We start from the raw sequence: 19,337 nt of genomic DNA on the forward strand, positions 1-19,337 counted from the left end.
CCTCGTGGTCATACACGAAAAAAACCCGCATAAGGGTGCGGGTGGGATGGGCGGGCGCAGTGCGGCCCGGACGCCCCGGCGGGGGACACCGCGGCCAGTCGGGGCGCGCGTCACCGCTGCTTCGGGGTGGGAGCCCTCCGCGCGCCGTCCGTGGCGCGAGGAGGGCTCCCCGGTTATGTGGTGGAACGAATCAGTTGAAGCAGTCCTCGACGGTGTTGGCGCAGTTGGTGGGGTCGTTGTTGCTGATGAGCGACTGGTCGTCGAGCTTGACGCGTCCTTCGTTGTTGAGGACGCCGCCGGCGACCCGGTGGAGCTTGCTGGAGTCGGTGGCGGTGTTCTTGGTGACGTGGGTCTTGGTGAGGGTGATCTTGGCCTTGTTGTTGAAGATGCCGCCGCCGTTGAGGGCGGTGTTGGCCTTGATCTCGGTGTCGCGGATGGTGAGGGTGGCGTTGTCGTCCTTGTCGTGCTCGCGGGTGAGGAAGCCGTCCTCGATCTTGAGAAGCCACTCACCGTTGTAGATGCCGCCGCCGAACCGGCCCGCGGTGTTGTCGACGATGGCGCTGTCGGAGATCGTGGCGCTGCCCTCGCGGCCGTCCTTCTCGGCGCCGTTGCCGACCCAGTTCCGCCCGCCGGTCGTCACCACGCCGCCGCCGTTGCCGTCGGCGTGGTTCCCCGCCACGTGGACCTTCTCCATGAGCAGGTCCGTGCTCTCGGCGTAGACGCCACCACCGTTGTCGCAGGCGACGTTGCCGCCGATGGCGGTGAACGAGACGGTGACCCAGCCGCCGCTGCTGAACAGGCCGCCACCGTGGTGACCCGCCCGGTTGTGGCTCAGCGTGCTCAGTGAGGCGTCCTTGCCCTCGTACGCCCCGATGATCTCGACGGTGCCGGCGCGGTGCTTGCCGTGCTCGCCCTTGTCGGCCTTGGCCGCCGAGGCCAGGTCGACCGGGCCGTCGTGGTGCTCACCGCTGCCGTTGGCGATGCCGCCGCCGTTGCCGGCTGCGGTGTTGTCGTCGACGTGGGTTTCCTCGACCTTGAGGATGCCCTCGTTGAAGATGCCGCCGCCGTCGCCCTGGGCGTGGTTGCTGACGACCTTGCTCTCCTTGAGCCAGGTGCGGCCGTAGTTGGCCACGGCGCCGCCGTCGCCCTCGGCGTTGTTGTCGGTCAGCTTCACGTTGACCAGGTGCGCGCTGCCGCCACGCTCCACCAGGAGCGCGCCGCCGTCGCCCTCGGTCCGCTTGGCGTCCAGCTCGGCCGGGTCGGCCGCCTTCGGCACTGACGGCCCGGGGTACTTGAACTCGTTGGCGTTTCCGCCCTTGACGGTGAGGTCCTTGAGGGTGAGGTCGCCGCCGTCGCGGACGCGGAAGATGCGGAAGGTGTCTTCGGCGTCGCGCTTGATGGTGGAGCCGTTGCCCTTGATGGTGACGTCCTGCTTGATCTCGGGCAGGGCGGAGCCGAACTTGCGGTCCTTGACGCCGAGTTCGTAGGTGCAGTTCTCGGCGAGCTTCAGGGTGCCGCCGTGGTCGCGGTTGGCCAGTTCGAGGGCGTCGATGAGGGCGTCGTCGTCGCAGGCGACCTCGCGGGTCTTGCCGTGGTCGTCCTTGCCGTCCTTGCCCCAGTCGCCCTTGTCCGGGCCCCACTCGCCCTTGTCGCGGCCTTCCTGGCCACGGTCCTTGCCGTCCTTGCCGTCCTTGCCGTACCCCTCGTCGCCCTTGCTGGTGTCGGAGTCGTTGCCGGCGTTCTGGGGAGCGGCGGCGTGGTTGTCCGCCACCGGCTCGGTGCCGGACTTGTCGTCGCGGGCGGCGAGACCACCCAGCGCCGCCAGACCGACGACGCCGGTCAGCCCGGCCACGCCGGTGGCGACCCAGAGCGCCCGCCGCTTGTTCGTCCGCGGGGGAGGCGCCATCGGCGCTCCACCGTCGGGTGTCGTTACGTCGTTCGACATGAGAGCCCTTTCGGTTCTTCCCAAACGGGTCGCACCGCCCCAGGCCGGGCGACCAGCTACAAACCGGTTGTAGCCTCTGATCGACACCGTATGAGAAGGTTCCTCGCGAGGAAGACGTATCCGAAAAAAGCCCGCATTCCTCCCACGAACGGCGGTCGGTGACCAACCACGTGAGCGGGACAGGAACGGCCCAGACGGCGGCGGGCCCCACCACCTGCCGGGAAGGCGCGGTGGTGGAGCCCGCCGGACGTCGCGGCCCGCGAGGATCAGCCGGGCAGGCGGGGGCCCGCCTCACGCTGCTCGGCGAGCCAGGTCTCCACCTCGTCGGAACGGCGCGGCAGCCCGGCCGAGAGGTTCACCGGGCCGTCGGCGGTGACCAGGATGTCGTCCTCGATCCGGACGCCGATGCCCCGCAGCTCCTCGGGGACCAGCTCGTCCTCCGGCTGGAAGTAGAGCCCCGGCTCGACGGTGAGCACGTACCCCTCGCCGAGCGGCCCCTCCCGGTAGTTCTCCTTGCGCGCGTTGGCGCAGTCGTGCACGTCGATGCCGAGCATGTGGCTGGTGCCGTGCAGCGTCCACCGCCGGTAGACCGTCGAGGCCGGGTCCATCGCCTCGTCCACGCTCACCGGCAGCAGCCCGAGATCCTTCAGCGCCTCCGCCAGCACCCGCATCGAGGCCAGGTGCACGTCCCGGAACGCCACGCCCGGCCGGCACATCTCGATGCCGGCCTGCTGTGCGGCGTACACCGCGTCGTAGACCTGACGCTGCAACGGCGTGAACCGGCCGTCGACCGGCAGCACCCGGGTGACGTCGGCGGTGTAGAGGTTGCGGTTCTCCACGCCCATGTCCATCAGCAGCAGGTCACCCGGGCGGGTGGCGCCGTGGTTGTGCACCCAGTGCAGGACCGTGGCGTGCTCGCCGGCCCCGACGATCGAGCCGTAGCCGACGTCGTTGCCGTCGTGCCGGGCGCGCAGCGCGAAGACGCCCTCCAGCAGCCGCTCGGAGACGCCACGGTCGGCCGGCAGCGCCCGCGCCACATCCTCGAAGCCGCGCACCGTGGCGTCGCACGCCTCCTGGAGCTGCGCGATCTCCCACTCGTCCTTGACCAGCTTCAGCTCGGCGATCGTGATGGCCAGCTCCCGGTCGCGGCCGGGCTGACCCTCGGCGCGCGCGCCGTCGTAGGGACGCACCGCCGCGTCCACCCTGGCGTCGAAACCGCGCAGCACCCGGGTACGCCCCGGCGCCAGCTCGGCCAGCGTCGCGTCCAGCTCGCTCAGGTCGGCCGTCGGCAGGCCCAGCTCGGTGGACTTCTCGCGCAGCGTCGGCCGGCGGCCCACCCACAGCTCACCGTGCCGGCTGCGGAAGAACTCGTCGGTCACCCGCGACGACCGGGGCCGCATGAACAGCGTGGACTCGCCACCCGGGCGCAGCACGAGGACGCTGTCCGGCTCCAGGTCGCCGGTCAGGTACGCGAAGTCGCTGCCCGGCCGGAACCGGTGCTCGGTGTCGTTGGCGCGTACCTTCTCGTTGCCCGTGGGGATGACCAGCGTCTCGCCCGGGAAGGCCTCGGCCAGCGCGGCCCGCCGCTTGGCGTGGTTGGGCGCCTCCGGGCGCGGGGCGACCGGCAGTTCGGTGTCCCGCCAGCCCTGGCGCATGAACGACAGGAACGCCTCCGGGAAGTCCGGGTCGTGCGACTCCGTACCGTCCGCCGGTTTGCCCTGCTGCGTCCGCTCCTCGGCCATGATCCGTCCCTCCGTGAGCCTCGTCGCTGGTCCAGACGGTACCGCGCGCACGACAGCGGGAGGTGCCTGCGGTGCCGCGACGGTGGCTTCCGGCGCGTGGAAAGATGGCGGCCATGTGCGGACTCCTGGCCTTCTTCAGCGCGCGCGGCGACGCCGCCACCCACCGCGACAACATCGCCGGCGCACTGGAGTGCCTGCACCACCGTGGCCCGGACGAGACCGGGGTCGAGGTGGTCGGCGACGCCTCCGGCCGGTACGCGGACGGCGTGTTCGCGCACAAGCGCCTGGCGATCATCGACGTGGCGCTGAGCCACGAGCCCCTGCCGTACGCGGGCGGTCGTTACCTGCTCACGTTCAACGGCGAGATCTACAACTACATCGAGCTGCGTGAGGAGCTGATCCGCGACTACGGCGCCCAGTTCGCCACGAACGGCGACGGCGAGGTGATCGTCGCCGGCTACCACTACTGGGGTGAGCAGGTGCTCACCAAGCTGCGCGGCATGTTCGCGTTCGTCATCTGGGACCGGCAGGAGCGGCGGGCCTTCGGCGCGCGCGACTACTTCGGCATCAAGCCGCTGCACTACCTGGAGACCCAGGACGGCCTCTACCTCGCCTCGGAGAAGAAGGCGCTGCTGCCGTTCGCGCACTCGGCGTACCAGGGCGACGCAGGCATCGACACCGCGAACCTGAGCCACTACCTGACGCTGCAGTACGTGCCGGAGCCGGGCACGCTGCACAAGGGGATCAGCCGGATCGGCTCGGGGGAGTACCTGACCTGGACCCCGGGCGGCCGGATCGAGGTGCGCCGCTGGTACCGGCCGGTGTTCCGCCCGGCCCCGGTCTCCGACGAGCAGCGGCTCTACCACGACATCCGGGAGACGCTGCGCGAGAGCGTCCGGATGCACATGCGCTCGGACGTGCCGGTCGGCTCGTTCCTGTCCAGCGGCATCGACTCCACCGCCGTGGTGGCGCTGGCCCGCGAGTTCAACCCGAACATCCTCACCTTCACCGTCGGCTACGACGTGCCCGGCTACTCCGAGATCGACGTGGCCCAGGACTCGGCCCGGCACCTCGACGTGACCACCATCCCGACCAAGATCGGGCCGCAGGACATGATCGACGCGCTGCCGAAGATCGTCTGGCACCTGGACGACCCGGTCGCCGACCCGGCGCTGGTGCCGCTCTACTTCGTGGCGAAGAAGGCCGCCGAGCACGTCACTGTGGTGCTCTCCGGCGAGGGCGCGGACGAGTTCTTCGGCGGCTACACGATCTACCGGGAGCCGCTGTCGCTCAACGCGGTGAACAGCCTGCCCGACGGCGTGCAGAAGGGCCTGCGCGCGGTGTCCAAGGCGATCCCGCAGGGCGTCAAGGGCAAGAGCTTCCTGGAGCGCGGCACCACCCCGATCGAGGAGCGCTACTACGGCAACGCCCGGATGTTCACCGAGGAGGAGAAGCAGCACCTGCTGCGCCGCTACGACCCCTCGGTGCGCTACACGGACGTGACCGCGCCGATCTACGCCGAGTGCACCGAGCTGGACGACGTCACCAAGATGCAGTACGTCGACCTCTACACCTGGCTGCGCGGCGACATCCTGGTCAAGGCCGACCGGATCTCGATGGCGCACTCGCTGGAGGTGCGGGTGCCGTTCCTGGACCGGGAGGTGTTCAACGTCGCCGCCGGCATTCCGGTCGACCTGAAGCTGCCGCCCCGCTCCGAGGCCACCAAGTACGCGATGCGCCAGGCGCTGCAGGGCGTCGTGCCGCCGGCCATCGTCAACCGCAAGAAGCTGGGCTTCCCGACCCCGACCCGGGTCTGGCTGCGCGGCGAGATGTACGAGTGGGCGCGGCACGTGCTGTCCACCTCGGGCGCCGGCGACCTGATCGACCTGTCGTACGCGATGCGCCTGCTGGAGGAGCACAAGCGGGAGGAGGCCGACCACTCCCGCAAGGTGTGGACCGTGCTGATCTTCTGCATCTGGCACGCCATCTTCGTGGCCAAGACGCTCGACCCGGGTATCCAGCGCAACCAGTCCGCGCTGCTCACCAAGCCGGTCGTCGGCAGCATGGTCCGCTGACCCGAGCGTGACGAGGAAGGGCCCCCGGGAAATCCCGGGGGCCCTTCTCAGTGCGTGATCAGCGACCGGTGCAGGTGACAGTCGGCAGGGAGTTGGTGCCGGAGAAGTTCGCCGTGAAGCCGAACGTCGTGGTGCCCTCCGGCGGAACGCTGCCGTTGTAGGCGGCGTTGGAGACGCTCACCGACGCCCCGCTGCCGCTCAACGTGCCGTTCCACACCTGGTTGATGGTCTGGCCGCTGGGCCAGGTCCAGTTCGCGGTCCACCCGGAGTACGTCCGGGTGCTGTGGTTCATGATCGTCACTTCGCCCTGGAAGCCGCCACCCCAGGCGGTGACCACCTTGTACACCGCCATGCAGGCGCCGGACGGCATGGTCGGGCTGGTCGTCACCGGCGGAGGCGAGGTCGGCGGCGCGGTCGTCGGCGGCGCGGTGGTGGGCGGCGCGGTCGTCGGCGGCGCGGTCGTCGGGGGGTTGCTGCCGCCCGAGCCGATCCCGGTCACCTCGCCGTTGCCGCCGTCGAACGTCACGTCCGAGCAGCCGAAGAAGTTCTCCTGGCTGTCCGAGCGGACCCAGCGCGAGTAGATGATGTGCCGGCCGCTCTTGTTCGACGGCAGGTTGCCGGTGAAGTAGTAGTGGCCGTCGTTGGTGCCGACCGCGCCGCGCTGCGGCGGGTTGGTCACCTGCAGGAACGGCTGCTCCTCCAGGTCGCTCCAGGCCAGCGGCCGGTTCGGGCTCCAGCTGTCCTTGGTCACGTAGAAGTAGAACGTGCCCGGGTGGTGGGCCCAGTTGCTGTACCGGAACTCCATCGACCGGCCCGCCGTCAGGTGGGTGAGCGGCCAGTCGGTGCGCGCCGCGTCGTACCCGCTGAAGTTGGGGTTGCCGCCGCTGCACAGCTTACCGTCGGGGATGAACCCGACGGTCCGCCCGCCGGCGTCGGAGCGCAGCACGCTGAACCAGTTGTACAGCGAGTTCGCCCCGCTCGTGGCCACCGCCGACGAGCAGGCGGGGTTGTTCGGCCGGATCTCACCGGTTCCGGTGAGGCCGTCCTTCCAGCACAGGTAGGTGCGGGCGCCCGGCGTCATGGCCGCGCCGTGTGCGGCCGCCGGTCCGGAGTTGGTGGCCAGGGCGAACGCGCCCAGGGCCAGGGTGGCGGCCGCGGTGAGCAACGCGGCCGTACGGGTTCGGTGCACGGGGATCTCCTGACTCGCGGAGCGTGGCCCGGTTCGGCCCGCTCCGCTGGGACGAGCGGATGCGGCGATCGCGGTGCCCGCGCCCGGTCGGAGTGCGGCCGGGGCCGTCGACGGGCGCGCACCGTCTGCGGTCCGTTGCCCACGGACCGTGGATGCCCTCGCGTCTGATCGACCCGGCGGCCGGAGGCGCGGCAGCCCCCGCGCCGTCACCCGGCACCGCCATCCCACCACGTCCGGGCGCGACCCGCAATAGGCGGTGCTCGATGCCCAGGTCCCGGCGCGCCGCGACCCCGGCATGCGCCAGGATCGGGGGAGGACGACGAGGGGAGCCAGGATGGGGTACGCGGTGGTGCTCGGCGAGGCGCTTGTGGACCTGCTCGACGCCGAGCACGACGGAGAGCCCGTCTACCGGCAGGCGATCGGCGGCGGGCCGCTCAACGTGGCGGTGGCGATCGCCCGGCTCGGCGGGGACGCGCGGTTCGTCGGGTCGCTCGGCGACGACGCGCTGGCCGGACGGATCCGCGCCTTCCTCACCGGCGCCGGCGTGGACGTGACCGGGGCGGTGACGGTACCGGCCCCGACCGCGCTCGCGGTGGCCACGTTCGCCGGCGCCGAGCCGGAGTTCCGCTTCTACGGCGAGCCCCGCTCGTACGCGCTGCTCGGCCCGGACGACCTGGACGTGGCGCTGGTCGAGGGCGCGGACGTGCTCTACTGCGGCTCGATCGTGCTGCTCGACCCGCCGGTGCTGGCCGCCGCCCGCCGCGCCTGGTCGATGGCCGGCGGGCTGCGGGTGTTCGACCCGAACGTCCGTCCCACCCTGCTCACCGCCCCGGGCGCGCTGGACGGGCTGCGCGCGGTGGTCGCCGAGTTCGCCGCCGCGGCGCACCTGGTCAAGCTCAGCGCCGCCGACGCGCGGGTGCTCTACCCGGACGAGCCGGTCGCGGGCGTGGCCGCGTACCTGCGGGAACTGGGCGCGAGCACGGTCGTGGTCACGCTCGGCGCGGACGGCGCGCTTGTCGCTGCCGGCGACGACGTGGTACGCGTGCCCGCCCCGAAGGTCGACGCGGTGGACGCGACAGGCGCGGGGGACTCGGTGATGGGCGCGCTGGTGGCCGAGCTGCTGGCCGCCGGTGAGCCGGCCGACCCGGCGGGCTGGCTTGATCGGGTGGCGTTCGCGCTGCGGGTGGCAGCGGTGGTCTGCGAGTCACCCGGCGGCGCCACCGCCATGCCCACCCGCGCCGAGGTGACCACCCGCTTCGCGTGAAAGGAAGGGCCCCTTGTTAACGCCTCCGGTAGAGAAGGGGCCCCTTCTTAACGCATTCGCGCGGCGCGCGCTCACCCCGCGCGACGCGCTCACCCCGCGAGCGGCGGGTGGGTTCCGGAGCGCGTGCGGGTCATCGTCAGGACGGTGATCAGGGTGAGGACGGCGGCGCCGGCCAGCACCGTGGCCATCGGCAGCGCGCTGCCCTCGCCGCCGAGCCCGACCAGGGGCGCGGCCACCGCGCCGACCACCGACTGGATGCCGCCCATCAGCGCGGCGGCGGTGCCGGCGTGGCGGGCGTGCGCGTCCAGCGCCAGCGCCGTGCTGTTCGGCGTCACCATGCCCAGCGCGCCGACGTACCCGAACAGCGCCACCGCCGTCAGCGCGAGGCCGTCGGTCAGCGCGCCGCTCAGCACGCCGGCCGCGGCGACCAGGCCGACCGCCAGCGCGGTGACCAGCAGCCGGCGTGGCGGGAACCGGTCGAGCAGCCGGGCGTTCAGCTGCCCGACGGCGACCAGGGCGAGCGCGTTGACGCCGAAGATGACGCTGAACACCGCCGCGGAGACGCCGAAGACGTCCTGGAACACGAACGACGAGCCCGAGATGTACGCGAACAGGCCGGCGAACGCGAAGCCCTGGGTCAGCGCGTACCCGAGGTAGACCCGGTCGGCGAGCAGCGACCGCATGGTCCGGGCGGTGGCCCCCAGCCCGCCGGTGCTGCGGCGCTCGGCCGGCAGCGTCTCCGGCAGGCGCAGCGCGACGGCGACGGCCAGCACCGCTCCGATGGCGGCCAGCACCAGGAAGACGGCCCGCCAGGAGCCGAACCGGAGCACCAGGCTGCCCACGCCCGGCGCCGCGATCGGCGCGACCCCGAAGACCAGTGTGAGCCGGGAGAAGTACTTCGCGGCGTCGCGGCCCGAGTAGAGGTCGCGGACCACGGCCCGGGCGACGACCACGCCCATGCCGCCGGCCACGCCCTGGGCGAACCGGACGGCGGCCAGCAGCGGGGCGTTCGGCGCCACCGCGCACGCCAGCGCCAGCACGGTGTACGCGACCACGCCGACCAGCACCGGGCGGCGGCGCCCCCAGCGGTCGCTGAGCGGCCCGGTGACGAGCTGGCCGAACGCCAGGCCGATCAGGCAGGTGGTGAGCGAGAGCTGGATGCCGGCCTGGTCGGCGCCGAGGTCGCGGGTCATGGCCGGGAACGCGGGCAGGTACATGTCGAGCGAGAGCGGGCCGATCGCGGTGAGCGTGCCGAGCAGCACCAGCAGGCTCGCGCCGCCGGTGGACGCGGTGGCGCCGGCGCCGGTCGGGCGTGCGGCGGTCGGCGCGGCTTGACTCACGAGCGGGTACCCCCTGATCCGGTGTGCTCGGGTACCTTACCTCTGTAGTCAGAACTATTGCGATGTGAGGCGGGTGACTCCGTGGCGACGAACGAGCAGGTCGCGCGGTTCGGCGCGGTCGTCGGGGAGCTGCACCGGCTCGTACGCCGCCGGTCCACAGCGCGCGCCGGACGGGACCCGCTGCCCGAAGCTCAGGTGGAACTGCTCCTGCTCGTCCGGGACACGCCGGGCATCAGCGGCAAGGAGGTGGCCCAGCGCCTCGGCACGGCCCCCAACACGGTGAGCACGCTGGTCCGCGACCTCACCGACGCCGGGCTGCTGGCCCGCGACCGCGACGCCGCCGACCGTCGCGTGGTCCGGCTGCGCGTCACCGAGGCCGCCCACCGGCGGATGGCCGACCACCAACGGCACCGCACCGCGCTGCTCACCGAGGCGCTGGCCGACCTCGACCCGGCGGCGCGCGACGCGATCCTGGCCGCCGTCCCGCACCTCGACACGCTGCTCACCACGCTGCGGGCACACACCCGCCCGGAACGGGACCACCGTGCGCCCGGAAACCCGGTGGCCGTCGCGCCGCCCGGGGCCGGATGATCACCGGGTGATGCTGCACCAGGACGAGACACCGGTGGACGAGGGGATCGTCCGGGCGCTGCTGACCGACCAGCGCCCCGAGTGGGCCGCGCTGCCGTTGACCCCGGCCGGCGCCGGGACCGACAACACCATGTACCGGCTCGGCGACGACCTGCTCGTCCGGCTGCCCCGGACCGCGGACAAGGCCGGCGCCCTGCGCAAGGAACAGACGTGGCTGCCCCGGCTCGCGCCACTGCTGCCGTACCCGGTGCCGGAACCGCTCCACGCCGGGACGCCGACCGCCGCCTTCCCGCTGCCGTGGTCGGTGCAGCGGTGGATCCACGGCGACGAGGTCGGACCCGGCACGGTCCGGGGCTGGGCCGCCCTCGGCGCCGACCTGGCGGTGTTCGTGCGCCGCCTGCACGCGGCCGACCTGCTCGGCGCGACCCGCGCGGACGCGCTGAGCGGATACCGCGGCGGCAGCCTGCACCCCTGTGACACTTGGATCAGCGCGGCACTCGACGACTGCCGGAGCAAAATCGGCGACGAGACCGACGTCGACACCCTGGACCGGCTGTGGCGGGCCGCCCTCACCCTGCCCGAACCCACCGGCCCGCACGTCTGGCTGCACACCGACCTCAAGCCCACGAACCTGCTGGCGCGCGACGGCCGGCTGTGCGCGGTCATCGACTTCGGCGGGCTGACCGTCGGGCACCCGGACGCGGAGCACGCGCCGATCTGGGATCTTCCACCGCAGGCCCGGCACGCCTACCGGCAGGCGCTCGGCATCGACGAGGTGACCTGGGCCCGCGCCCGCGCCTGGGCGCTCGGGGTCGCGGCCAGCGGTGTCTCCTACTACTGGCACACCTTCCCGGCGTTCGTCGCCGAGTGTCGCAACCGTCTCCGCGAGATCCTCGCCGACGCCGGCTGAGACCGGCCGCCGGTCAGGCCGTGCCGTCCAGCTCCGCGTAGCCGCGGCGGGCCGCGATCAGGCCCGGCCGGGCGCCGAACGGCGACTCGGCCGCCACCCGCTCCGGCGGCGCGCTGCCGGTGTGCCCGGCGCGGATCAGCCACGCCTGCCGCGCCAGCTGCGCGTGCTGGTCGCGGACGAAGTCCACGCCGACCGGCTCGCCGTGGCCGGGCACCACAACCGTCGCGGGCGTGGTCAGCCGCAGCAGGTCGGCCACCGCGTCCGGCCACCTCAGGGGGTACGACTCCTCGAACGCCGGCGGTCCGCTCTGCTCCACCAGGTCGCCCGCGACCAGCACGTCCGCGTCGGGCACGTGCACCACCAGATCGGCGTCGGTGTGCCCGTGCCCGGGATGGCGCAGCACCACCCGGCGGCCCCCGACGTCGAGCACGGTCTCCTCGACCACCTCGTGCGTCGGCGCCCGCAGCTCGGTACGCGCCAGCTCCTCGGCCAGCGCCGGCTGCTCGGCGCGCATCTCCTCGTACGCGGCGCGGCGCAGCGCGTCGGGCCGGTCCCGCAGCGCCGCCGCGGCCTGGGCGTGCGCGTAGATCGCGGTGTCCGGCCCGGCCAGCGTGGCGTTGCCGAAGCAGTGGTCGAAATGGTGGTGCGTGTTCACGATCGTCCACGGATGCGGGGTCACCGCCCGCGCCGCCGCCGCCAGTTCCCGGGCCTGCCCGGCGGTGGAGAGCGTGTCCACCAGCAGCGCCGCGCCGTCGCCGACCACGAGCACCACGTTCACCGCCAGCAGCGGCTCACGTCGCACGTGCACACCGGGGGCGACCTCGGTGAAGCCGGCGGTCATGAGGGGCCGACGGCCCGCTCGACGAAGCGCTGCCGGTCGACCAGCGCCCGCTCGACCCGGCCCTGCGCCGCCACTGTCGGCCCGTCGGTGACCGTCACCTCGAAGACGAGCCGCTTGCCGTCGACCTTGACCAGCTCGGCGTGGGCGGCCACGGTACGCCCGACCGGGGTGGCCGCGCGGTGCTCCAGCTCGACGCGGACGCCGACGGTGGTCGACCCGGACGGCATCCGGGTCGCGGTGGCGGCCACGGTCGCCGCCTCGGCCAGCGCCAGCACGCGCGGGGTGCCGAGCACCGGCACGTCCCCGGAGCCCACCGCCTGGGCGGTGTCGGCGTCGGTCACGGTGAGCTCGACGCGGGCGGTCAGGCCCGGCGTGAAAGGCGACTCCGGCTGCTCCTGCATGCGGCCGAGCCTAGTGCAGGTGGGCGGGGCCCGTACGGCGTCCGAGCCGCCACCGTCCCGGTCGTGCCGCCCGCCCGTCGGTTCACCGTACGACCGCCGTTAACCTTGTCCGCGATGGCCGAGCTGACACAATCCCCGTCCCCCGCACCCGCCGCGCAGACCGAGTCGCCCGACGGCGGGCGCCGCCGTGTGATCGCGATGACCATCTGGGGCGTCGCCTTCGTGGCGGCCTGGCTCGTCATCGGCCTGCCCACCGACCCGGCGTACGCGTTCCTGTGGATCTGGGCCGGCACCATCGCCTGGAACTCCGCCCGCCCGTGGCGCAGCCACCTGCGCTTCGCCCGGGACTGGATCCCGGTGGTGCTGCTGCTCGCCGCGTACAACCTGTCCCGGGGCTTCGCCGACAACGGCGCCACTCCGCACGCGATGGAGCTGATCGTCGCCGACCGGTTCCTGACCGGCTGGCTCACCGGCGGTGAGGTGCCGACGATCTGGCTCCAGGAGCGCCTGTACGACCCGGCCGAGGTGCGCTGGTGGGACGTGCTGGTGAGCTGGATCTACTTCTCGCACTTTGTGGCGACGTTCGCCGCCGCCACGGTGCTGTGGATGCGCAACCGGCGGCGCTGGATCGCGTACATGTCCCGCTGGGGCTTCCTCTGCGCCGCCGGGCTGGTCACCTACTTCCTCTACCCGGCCGCGCCGCCGTGGTGGGCGGCGCAGAACGGGCTGCTCACCGAGGTGGCCCGGATCTCCACCCGGGGCTGGAAGGAGATCGGCATGCACGGCGCGGGCAACCTGCTCAACGCCGGGCAGATCGCCTCCAACCCGGTGGCCGCCATGCCGTCGCTGCACACCGCGTTCGCGCTGTTCGTGGTGCTGTTCTTCATGCGGTCGGTGCGCAAGCGCTGGTGGCCGCTGATGCTGGCGTATCCGCTGGCCATGACGTTCACGCTGATGTACAGCGGCGAGCACTACCTGATCGACGTGCTGGTCGGCTGGGCGTACGTGGGCCTGACGTTCCTGGTCGTCGGCCTGGCCGAGCGCTGGTGGGCGGCCCGGCGGGCCCGGCAGGCCGGCGAGCCCGCCGTCGCCGCCGACGTGCCGCAGCCCGTCACCGGCGGCGGCACCGCGGTCGAGCCCGGCACCCCGGAGCGGGACGCCGACGACCGGGACGCGGTGCCGGCCGAGCGACGCTAGGCCCCCGCTGCCCGCCGGCTGGGCTTCTCGCCGGTCGCGCGACGCCACCGGCCCGGCCGCTGCCCGGCGGTCCGGGGTCAGCGTCGGTGGTCGGCTCCGCGGGCGGCCCGCGACCGCTCGGTCAGCTCCGCGGCCAGCTCCCACGCGTCGGCCAGGTCCCGGTCGACGGCTGTCGCGCCGGCTCCACCGGCGGTGTCCGCGTGCACGGTGGCCAGCCGCAGCAGCCGCTGCGCCGGGCCCTGGGTGACGCGCACGCTCTGGATCCGGGCGTACGGCACCAGCGTCACCTGGCGCGTCACCAGCCCGGAGCGGGCCACGAAGACCCGCTCGTCGAGGCCGGCGCCGACCACCTTGCGGCTCAGCGGGCGCAGCCAGCGGGCCCGGGACGGGGGCGGCGTGCCGGGCAGCTCGTCCAGGCGCACGCCGGGCAGCACCTCCGCCACGATCGTCGCGCCGATGCCGGCGTCGCCGACCGGCAGCAGCCGGTCCGGGCGGTTGCGGTCGTCCGGCTCACCGGCCGAGTAACCGGCCACCTCCAGGCGCAGCCGCAGCCAGCCCTTCATCCGCCAGAGCAGCGGCCAGGTCGCCCGCACGGTCTGCACCCGGTGCAGCGGCACGGTCTGCATCCGCGTCTCCAGCAGCCCGTTGTGCACGCGCAGCGTGCCGTCGTCCCGGTCGAGCCGGAAACTCCAGTCGTCGAGCACCCGGCGGACCGGTTGCAGCACCACGCCCGCCATCGCGGTGAGCGTGCTCGCCACCGCGATGAACGACCACGAGCCCTCGGAGAGGAACTGGGCGCCCACGAACACCACGCCGACCGGCAGCAGGAACGCCTGCGGCGTGAGCAGCTGGCTGACCAGCAGGTCCTGGTTGCGTACGACGTGCAGCCGGCGTCCGGCCGGCGCGGTCGCGACCGGCGCGCCCGGGGCGGCCGGCACGCCGGGCTCGGCCACGGCGGGCGCCGGGGCCCGGCCGGCGACCGCGAGCAGCCGCTGCCGCAGCGCGGTGGCCTCGGCCACGCTGAGGTAGGCCAGCGGCGCCTCGGTCTTGCCCCCGCCGACCACCTCGAGGCGCAGCTCGGCCAGGCCGGTGAGCTGGGCCAGCAGCGGCCGGACCACCTCCACCGCCTGCAACCGTTCCAGCGGGATGGCGCGCGTGCGCCGCCACAGCAGGCCCTCGTACACGCGCAGCTCACGGCCCACCAGGTGGTAACCGGTGTTCCACCAGCTCACCACGGACAGCACTGTGGCCCCGAGCACGAAGACCGTGACCAGCAGGGCGAACCAGCCGAACCCGACCCGCGACAGCGTCGACCAGGAGAGACCGGCGATCACGACGACGAGCGACTTCGCGCCGTGCAGCGCGGGGCTCAGCGGATGCAGCCGCTGCCGCGGTTCCTCGCCGTCCGCCGAGGGCGCGGCCGCCGGACCCCAGGGTCCCGGGTACGGCGGAGCGGGCGCGGGCCACGGCCCGGGCGTCGCGTCGGGACCGGATGCCATCCCGGCCCCGGGCGGGGGCCCGTATCCGGGCGGTGGCGCGTATCCGGGCGGTGGCCCGTATCCGGGTGGGGGTCCGTGGCCGGGCGGCGCGGCGGGCGGGCCGTAACCCGGCACGGGCGGCCAGGGATACCCGTTGGCCGGCTGCCCCGGAGCAGGCTGCTCTCCGGCGGCAGGCGGCTGTTGCGGACCGGCCGGTGGTGGCGGACCGGGCCGGTCGTCCCGGGGGAGCGGCGCGCCGGAGTCGCTCGGCTCGCTCACAGGCCCTCCGCCCGGTCCTCGCCCAGCGCGGTGAGCCGGTCGCGCAGCCGGGACGCCTCGGCCGGGCGCAGCCCCGGCACGCGGGCGTCGCTGGCGGCCGCCGCCGTGTGCAACTGCACGGTGGCGAGGTCGAAGGCACGCTCCAGCGGACCGGCGCTCACGTCGACGAACTGCATCCGGGAGTACGGCACGATGGAGAGCCGCCGCACCAGCAGGCCGTGCCGCACCAGCAGGTCGTCGTCGCGCTCTGCGTACCCCCAGGCGCGGACCGCGCGCACGATGGTGATCGCCCGCCAGACGCCGATCAGCAGGGCCACGCCGACGGCGGCGCCGAGCAGCCAGTGCCCGGACAGCGCCCAGGCTACGCCGAGCACCACGAGCGACACCGCCAGCCCGATGCCGAGCCGGATCAGCTCCACCCAGATCAGGTCGCGGGAGATCGGCTGCCAGTCGACCGTGTCCGGCCAGGGCTCCAGCGCGCTGCGCGAGGCGGACGGGGACCCGGTGTGGCCGTCACCGCTCACCGGGAGGACCAGCCGTGCTCGACGGCGGTACGGGCTCGGTTCGTCTGCTCGCTCACGCTCCGAGCGTAGGCGATCCCGGCACCGGGACCACCTCGCGGAGGAAGCCGCGTGCGTCGAGGAAGTCACCGAGAGAGCCGCGGTGCGCCGCGCAGGCGAGCCAGGTCTTGCGCCGGTCGGGCGCGTGCAGGCGCGGATTGTGCCAGCGGAGCTGGTAGGCGGCGGGCGCGCGACAGCCCCGCGCCGAGCAGATCAGCGCGTCTTCCGGGGCGTTGGGAGTCGTCACCGGGGCGAGTCTAGGCGTCGCACGCCGGGAGTTTTAGCGCCGGGCGGCCACGGGGGGAGCCGCCCGGCGACGGGGTGAATCGTACACACTGCGGACCCCTTGTTGTCCACCCGTGTTCAGCGTTTTCCGTGCGGCGGTACGGCGTGGCCGGACGGCGCGGCGAAAATCGTGCCTCTCCCACCCTCGGCTCTCAGCGAGGCATGACAGTCTTGATACGCACCACGCCGCGACGACGACCCTGCTGTGGAGGACCGGTGGCCCAGCCGACCACACCCGACGTGCCGAACCCGACCGAGGCGCCGCCGGACGGCCCGCCCCCGGCGGCCACCACCCCGGCCCAGGACGCCACGCTGCTGGAGCGGGCGCTTTTCGAGATCAAGCGGGTGATCGTCGGCCAGGACCGGATGGTCGAGCGGATGTTCGTCGCGCTGCTGGCCCGCGGGCACTGCCTGCTGGAGGGCGTACCCGGGGTGGCCAAGACGCTCGCCGTGGAGACCCTGGCCCGGGTCGTCGGCGGGTCGTTCGCCCGGGTGCAGTTCACCCCGGACCTGGTGCCCGCCGACATCATGGGCACCCGGATCTACCGGCAGTCCAGCGAGAAGTTCGACGTCGAGCTGGGTCCGGTCTTCGTCAACTTCCTGCTCGCCGACGAGATCAACCGCGCGCCGGCGAAGGTGCAGTCGGCGCTGCTGGAGGTGATGAGCGAGCGGCAGGTCTCGATCGGTGGCGAGAGTCACCGGGTGCCGGACCCGTTCCTGGTGATGGCCACCCAGAACCCGATCGAGCAGGAGGGCGTCTACCCGCTGCCGGAGGCGCAGCGGGACCGCTTCCTCATGAAGATCGTCGTGGGGTACCCGACCGACGCCGAGGAACGCGAGATCGTCTACCGGATGGGCGTCGCCCCGCCGGAGCCGGTCCGGGTGTTCGACACCCCGGAACTGATCGCGCTGCAGCACAAGGCCGACCAGGTCTTCGTGCACAACGCGCTCGTCGACTACGCGGTCCGGCTGGTGCTCGCCACCCGGGCGCCCGCCGAGCACGGCATGCCCGACGTCGCCCAGCTCATCCAGTACGGCGCCAGCCCGCGCGCCTCGCTCGGCCTGGTCCGGGCCACCCGCGCGCTGGCGCTGCTGCGCGGGCGCGACTACGCGCTGCCGCAGGACGTGCAGGACATCGCGCCGGACATCCTGCGGCACCGGCTGGTGCTCAGCTACGACGCGCTCGCCGACGACGTACCGGCCGACCACATCGTGCACCGGGTGATGTCGACCATCCCGCTGCCCGCCGTCGCGCCCCGCCAGCAGGCCACACCGCCGCCGGCCGTGCCGCACAACGGATGGCCCGGGCAGCGGCCGTGACCCCGCCCACCCGGCTCGCCACCGGCGACCGCTCCGGGGCCGTGCTGGCCCGTCTCCAGCTCATGGTCACCCGCAAGCTGGACGGGCTGCTCCAGGGCGACTACGCCGGGCTGCTGCCGGGACCGGGCAGCGAGGCGGGGGAGTCCCGGGAGTACCGCCCCGGCGACGACGTGCGCCGGATGGACTGGCCGGTCACGGCCCGCACCACAATGCCGCACGTGCGGCGTACGGTGGCCGACCGCGAGCTGGAGACCTGGCTGGCGGTCGACATGTCGGCCAGCCTGGACTTCGGCACCGGGCGGTGGCTCAAGCGGGACGTGGCGATCGCCGCCGTCGCCGCGCTGGCCCACCTCACGGTGCGCGGCGGCAACCGGATCGGCGCTGTCGTCGGCACCGGCGGGGCCGGTGGGCCGGGGACGCTGCTGCGGCTGCCCGCCCGCGGAGGCCGCAAGGAGGCGCAGGGGCTGCTGCGGGCGGTGGCCGGCGCCGAGATCCGGCCGGGCCGCAGCGACCTCGGCGCGCTCGTCGACATGCTCAACCGGCCGCCCCGGCGGCGCGGCGTGGCGGTGGTCATCTCCGACTTCCTCGCGCCGCCGCCACAGTGGGGCCGGCCGCTGCGTAAGCTGCGGGTCCGCCACGACGTGCTGGCCGTGGAGGTGGTCGACCCGCGGGAGCTGGAACTGCCCGACGTGGGGGTGCTGCCGGTGGTCGACCCGGAGAGCGGCGAGCTGCACGAGGTGCAGACCGCCGACCCGGGCCTGCGCCGGCGGTACGCCGAGGCGGCGGCCGCCCAGCGCGGGGCGATCGCCGCGGAGCTGCGCGCCGCGGGCGCGGCCCACCTGCGCCTGCGTACCGACCGAGACTGGCTGCTGGACATGGTGCGTTTCGTCGCCGCGCAGCGGCACGCCCGCACCCGAGGGACGACTCGATGATCCGTTTTCTGCAACCGTGGTGGCTGCTGGCCGTGCTGCCGGTGCTCGCCCTCGCCGCCGCGTACGTCTGGCGGCAGCTGCACCGCCGGCAGTACGCGCTGCGGTTCACCAACGTCGACCTGCTGCGTACCGTCGCGCCCAAGGGACTGGGCTGGCGGCGGCACGTGGCGGCCGTCGCGTTCCTGCTCTGCCTGCTGGTGCTGGCGACCGGGCTGGCCCGCCCGGCGATCGACACCCGCGAGCCGCTGGAGCGGGCCACCGTCATGCTCGCCATCGACGTGTCGCTGTCGATGCAGGCCGACGACGTGTCGCCGAACCGCCTGGAGGCGGCCCAGGAGGCGGCCAAACAGTTCGTCGGCGAGCTGCCGGAGAGCTACAACCTGGGGCTCGTGTCGTTCGCGAAGTCGGCGAACGTGCTCGTGCCGCCGACCAAGGACCGGGCGGCGGTGAACGCCGCCATCGACGGGCTGGTGCTGGCCGAGGCGACAGCCACCGGCGAGGCGGTCTTCACCTGCCTGGAGGCGATCCGCTCGGTGCCGGCCGACGGCGCGGCGGGCATCCCGCCGGCCCGCATCGTGCTGCTGTCCGACGGCTACCGGACCTCCGGCCGGTCGGTGGAGGAGGCCGCGGCGGCGGCGCAGGCGGCGAACGTGCCGGTGTCCACCATCGCGTTCGGCACCGATTCGGGGCAGGTCGACATCGGCGGGCAGCTCCAGCGGGTGCCGGTGGACCGCACCGCGCTGTCTCAGCTCGCGGAGACCACGCAGGGCTTCTTCTACGAGGCCGCGTCGGCCAGCGAGCTGAAGCAGGTCTACCAGGACATGGGCAGCTCGATCGGCTACCGGACGGAGCCGCGCGAGATCACCCAGTGGTACGCGGGGATAGCCCTGCTGCTGGCGCTGTGCGCGGGCGGGCTGAGTCTGCTCTGGACGTCCCGGCTGGTCTGAGCCGGGCCCGGCCGGCGGTGGTCAGTGACCGCCGCCGGCCA

The 19,337-nt window shown here is 73.5% G+C and carries 17 protein-coding genes; 8 read left to right on the plus strand and 9 right to left on the minus strand.

Going from position 1 to position 19,337, the window contains the following annotated elements:
- Positions 1-190: 190 nt before the first annotated feature.
- Both ACSDG8_RS27250 and ACSDG8_RS27255 read right to left on the minus strand, forming a co-directional pair.
- Entirely contained in the window at positions 191-1,906 is a 1,716-nt protein-coding gene (locus ACSDG8_RS27250) for a hypothetical protein (protein WP_247678644.1), read from the minus strand.
- A gap of 305 nt (positions 1,907-2,211) precedes the next feature.
- Positions 2,212-3,687: an aminopeptidase P family protein gene (locus ACSDG8_RS27255; RefSeq protein WP_210895088.1), complete on the minus strand. Its 1,476-nt coding sequence runs from the start codon at positions 3,685-3,687 to the stop codon at positions 2,212-2,214.
- Positions 3,688-3,800: 113 nt separating this feature from the next.
- Here ACSDG8_RS27255 and asnB point away from each other — a divergent pair, with 113 nt between their 5' ends.
- Positions 3,801-5,762 carry an asparagine synthase (glutamine-hydrolyzing) gene (gene asnB / locus ACSDG8_RS27260; protein ID WP_210895089.1) on the plus strand — a complete coding sequence of 654 codons (1,962 nt, stop codon included), beginning with the start codon at positions 3,801-3,803 and terminating at the stop codon, positions 5,760-5,762.
- 58 nt (positions 5,763-5,820) lie between these two features.
- Here the strand turns inward: asnB and ACSDG8_RS27265 are convergent, their stop codons facing one another.
- Positions 5,821-6,957 carry a lytic polysaccharide monooxygenase auxiliary activity family 9 protein gene (locus ACSDG8_RS27265; protein WP_210895151.1) on the minus strand — a complete coding sequence of 379 codons (1,137 nt, stop codon included), beginning with the start codon at positions 6,955-6,957 and terminating at the stop codon, positions 5,821-5,823.
- Positions 6,958-7,285: 328 nt separating this feature from the next.
- Between ACSDG8_RS27265 and ACSDG8_RS27270 the strand changes: the two genes are divergently transcribed.
- Positions 7,286-8,215, plus strand: coding sequence for a carbohydrate kinase family protein (locus ACSDG8_RS27270; protein WP_439427336.1), 930 nt, complete (start codon positions 7,286-7,288; stop codon positions 8,213-8,215).
- Between the two features lie 89 nt (positions 8,216-8,304).
- On the opposite strand, the gene ACSDG8_RS27275 is transcribed toward ACSDG8_RS27270, so the two are convergent.
- Positions 8,305-9,555, minus strand: coding sequence for a multidrug effflux MFS transporter (locus ACSDG8_RS27275; RefSeq protein ID WP_210895091.1), 1,251 nt, complete (start codon positions 9,553-9,555; stop codon positions 8,305-8,307).
- 81 nt (positions 9,556-9,636) lie between these two features.
- Here ACSDG8_RS27275 and ACSDG8_RS27280 point away from each other — a divergent pair, with 81 nt between their 5' ends.
- Together ACSDG8_RS27280 and ACSDG8_RS27285 are read left to right on the plus strand one after the other, a co-directional pair.
- Positions 9,637-10,146 carry a MarR family winged helix-turn-helix transcriptional regulator gene (locus ACSDG8_RS27280; RefSeq protein ID WP_210895092.1) on the plus strand — a complete coding sequence of 170 codons (510 nt, stop codon included), beginning with the start codon at positions 9,637-9,639 and terminating at the stop codon, positions 10,144-10,146.
- 10 nt (positions 10,147-10,156) lie between these two features.
- Positions 10,157-11,056, plus strand: coding sequence for an aminoglycoside phosphotransferase family protein (locus ACSDG8_RS27285; RefSeq protein ID WP_210895152.1), 900 nt, complete (start codon positions 10,157-10,159; stop codon positions 11,054-11,056).
- A 13-nt stretch (positions 11,057-11,069) separates the two neighbouring features.
- On the opposite strand, the gene ACSDG8_RS27290 is transcribed toward ACSDG8_RS27285, so the two are convergent.
- Both ACSDG8_RS27290 and ACSDG8_RS27295 read right to left on the minus strand, forming a co-directional pair.
- Complete coding sequence (locus tag ACSDG8_RS27290; protein WP_210895093.1) at positions 11,070-11,897, minus strand: MBL fold metallo-hydrolase; 828 nt, start codon at positions 11,895-11,897, stop codon at positions 11,070-11,072.
- Positions 11,894-12,298: a thioesterase family protein gene (locus ACSDG8_RS27295; protein WP_073831352.1), complete on the minus strand. Its 405-nt coding sequence runs from the start codon at positions 12,296-12,298 to the stop codon at positions 11,894-11,896. The genes ACSDG8_RS27290 and ACSDG8_RS27295 overlap by 4 nt, the downstream gene beginning before the upstream one ends.
- Positions 12,299-12,412: 114 nt before the next feature.
- Here ACSDG8_RS27295 and ACSDG8_RS27300 point away from each other — a divergent pair, with 114 nt between their 5' ends.
- Positions 12,413-13,495 carry a phosphatase PAP2 family protein gene (locus tag ACSDG8_RS27300; RefSeq protein ID WP_210895094.1) on the plus strand — a complete coding sequence of 361 codons (1,083 nt, stop codon included), beginning with the start codon at positions 12,413-12,415 and terminating at the stop codon, positions 13,493-13,495.
- 77 nt (positions 13,496-13,572) lie between these two features.
- Here ACSDG8_RS27300 and ACSDG8_RS27305 read toward each other — a convergent pair whose 3' ends face one another.
- The 3 genes from ACSDG8_RS27305 to ACSDG8_RS27315 all read right to left on the minus strand — a co-directional run bounded on the left by ACSDG8_RS27305 (position 13,573) and on the right by ACSDG8_RS27315 (position 16,059).
- Complete coding sequence (locus tag ACSDG8_RS27305; protein ID WP_247678671.1) at positions 13,573-14,994, minus strand: PH domain-containing protein; 1,422 nt, start codon at positions 14,992-14,994, stop codon at positions 13,573-13,575.
- Between the two features lie 254 nt (positions 14,995-15,248).
- Entirely contained in the window at positions 15,249-15,776 is a 528-nt protein-coding gene (locus ACSDG8_RS27310; RefSeq protein WP_210895095.1) for a PH domain-containing protein, read from the minus strand.
- Between the two features lie 52 nt (positions 15,777-15,828).
- Complete coding sequence (locus ACSDG8_RS27315; RefSeq protein WP_210895096.1) at positions 15,829-16,059, minus strand: hypothetical protein; 231 nt, start codon at positions 16,057-16,059, stop codon at positions 15,829-15,831.
- Between the two features lie 254 nt (positions 16,060-16,313).
- Here ACSDG8_RS27315 and ACSDG8_RS27320 point away from each other — a divergent pair, with 254 nt between their 5' ends.
- From ACSDG8_RS27320 to ACSDG8_RS27330, 3 genes are read left to right on the plus strand one after another with little or no spacing between them, the layout of a single operon-like run.
- Positions 16,314-17,417: an AAA family ATPase gene (locus tag ACSDG8_RS27320; RefSeq protein ID WP_210895097.1), complete on the plus strand. Its 1,104-nt coding sequence runs from the start codon at positions 16,314-16,316 to the stop codon at positions 17,415-17,417.
- Entirely contained in the window at positions 17,396-18,349 is a 954-nt protein-coding gene (locus ACSDG8_RS27325) for a DUF58 domain-containing protein (protein WP_210895098.1), read from the plus strand. Before ACSDG8_RS27320 ends, ACSDG8_RS27325 begins: the two co-directional genes overlap by 22 nt.
- Positions 18,346-19,296 carry a VWA domain-containing protein gene (locus ACSDG8_RS27330; RefSeq protein ID WP_210895099.1) on the plus strand — a complete coding sequence of 317 codons (951 nt, stop codon included), beginning with the start codon at positions 18,346-18,348 and terminating at the stop codon, positions 19,294-19,296. The genes ACSDG8_RS27325 and ACSDG8_RS27330 overlap by 4 nt, the downstream gene beginning before the upstream one ends.
- Positions 19,297-19,337 lie beyond the last annotated feature (41 nt).

Source organism: Micromonospora sp. LA-10 (genome assembly GCF_051853095.1).
GTDB lineage: Bacteria > Actinomycetota > Actinomycetes > Mycobacteriales > Micromonosporaceae > Micromonospora > Micromonospora echinospora_A.